The following is a 2,245-nucleotide window of genomic DNA, read 5'->3' as shown; positions in this document are numbered from 1 at the left end:
AGATGTGTATGCGAGACAGGGTGGTGTGGGGGAGGCGGCGCAGGGGGTGGCCCGCTTCCTCCAGCCAGGTGATGAAGGTGTCCAGGGAGATGCCGTCGTCGTGGGGGTTCACCGCGTTGTAGGTGCGGTGCGTCGAAGTGGGCTGTGCGCCTAGGGCGTTGACCGCTTCTGCCGTGAAGTCGACGGGGAGGCCGTCGAAGTGGGCGCGGCCCGCCTCGGAGTAGAAGGACGTGGGGGCCAGGCCGGTGCTGAGGACGCTGAACAGGAGGCGGGTGAGGACGTCGGCCGGGTTGAGCTGGCCGGTGTGGCGGGGGTGGGCGAGGATCAGGTCCGAGCGGAACACGGCCACGGGGACGGCGAAACGGGCGTGCGCTTCCCGGAGCAGGACCTCGCCCGCCCACTTGCTCGTGCCGTACCCGGCGGCGTACGCGTCGGACAGGGCGCGCTCGGGGATCAGCTCCCGGATGTCGGACGTCTCGTCCAGTTCGGTGGAGATCGCCGTCGTCGAGACATAGGTGAACGGCTTGACGCGGGCCGTGAGCGCGAGGCGGATCAGCTCGGCGGTGCCGGCCACGTTCGGCCCGAACAGCTGCTCGTACGGCAGGACATGGTTGACCAGCGCCGCCGGGTGGGCGATCAGGTCGACGTCCTCGGCGAGGCGCCGCCAGGTCTCCTCGGCCAGCCCTAGCCGCTCCGCCCCGATGTCCCCGGCGTACACGTCGAGCCGCCCGGCCGCCAACTCGCGGTAGTGGCGCAGGAGTTGCGCGTCCCCGGAGTCGAACGCCGTGTCCAGGCGGGCCCGCGCGTCCGCGTCGTCCTTGCCGCGCACGACGCAGACGAGACGGCCGCCGCTGTCCGCGAGCCGCTCCAGCCAGTCGAGGCACATGAACCGGCCGAGGTAGCCGTTGGCGCCGGTGAGCAGGACGGTCCGGGGGAACCGGCCGTCGGGAGGCGGGAGTTGAGCGGCGGCGTCCAGCGCCCCCGCGTCGATGAACTTCTCCAGCGCGAGGTCGGCGGCCCGTACGACCGTGCTGTCCGCGCCGTGCACCGAGGCGAACGTCGGACGGCTCGCCCCCGACGCGAGCCGCGCCTCGATGTGGGCGGCGAGGGCCCGCAGGTCGGACGCGGGGCTCAGGACCGTGCCGACCGGCACCTCCACCCCGAAGATCTCGGTGAGCAGCGTCGAGAAGGACAGCGCGGACAGCGAGTCGCCGCCGAGGTCGGTGAAGCGCGCGTCGGCGGCCGAACTCCCCAGCAGGGCCCGGGCGGCACGCTCGACCGTCTCGGCCACCGGCCGCCCGGCGCCCTCGTCGCGCAGGGCGCGCACCGCGTCCTCCTGGTCCCGCGCCACCTCCTCGTACAGCGCCTCCAGCCGCTCGCCGTACCGGGCCTTGAGGCGGGGCGGCAGGTTCTTGCGGGTGTCGCTCAGCAGGCCGTTGGCGATCGAGAACGGCTCGGTCTCGACGAGGAACGCGCGCGGTATCTCGTACGAGTTCAACTCGGCCTCGCGGGCGGCCTGGTGGAGGGCCTCGGTGAGATCCTCGCGGGTGACGTCCTCCCGCGCCGGGACGATCACCGCGAGCAGGTGGGCGCGTTCGCTGTTGCCGTACACGTAGATCTGCCGGATCAACGGATGCGCGACGTAGACGCCTTCGAGGCGGGAGAGGGCGACGAACTCGCCCTGGGCGAGCTTGACGACGTTGTTGCGGCGGTCGACGTACACGTACTGGTCGGGGCCGACCTCGGCCATGATGTCGCCGGTGCGGTAGAAGCCGTCCGCGTCGAAGGCGGCGGCCGTCACCTCGGGGCGGCGGTAGTAACCGGGCGTCAGGGTCGCGGACTTGAGGACCAGCTCGCCGCGCGGGTACGGCGAGTCGGTGGCGAAGTAGCCGAGTTCGGGGACGTCGACGAGTTTGATGTCGGTCACCGGAGGGCGCTGGACGCGGGTGTTGAGGAGGATCGAGCCGGTCTCGGTGGAGCCGTAGCCGTCGAGGACGGGCAGGTCGAGGCAGCTGCGCATGAACTCGCGCAGCTCGGCGGAGAGGGGCGCGCTGCCGTAGAGCGCCTGGATGAGCCGGCCGCCGACGCACCGCTCCCGCAGGTCCGCCTTCACGGCCGCGTCGAGCGCCTCGGGGTCGGCGAACTCGCCCGCCCGCCGGGCCAGTTCGGACTGGTACTCCTGGAACAGCTGGTCGCAGACGCGCGGCACGAACAGCAGGGCCGTCGGGCGGGCGAGCGCGATGTC

At 72.2% G+C, this 2,245-nt stretch carries 1 protein-coding gene; it reads right to left on the bottom strand.

Translation table 11 applies throughout. From position 1 onward, the window contains the following. The coding region (locus AOK24_RS29060) for a thioester reductase domain-containing protein (protein WP_159052021.1) at nucleotides 1-2,245 on the bottom strand (2,245 nt) is incomplete at both ends.

The sequence above is a fragment of the Streptomyces niveiscabiei genome (assembly GCF_001419795.1).
Classification (GTDB): Bacteria; Actinomycetota; Actinomycetes; order Streptomycetales; family Streptomycetaceae; genus Streptomyces; species Streptomyces niveiscabiei.
This window is presented reverse-complemented; position numbering and strand designations above follow the sequence as displayed.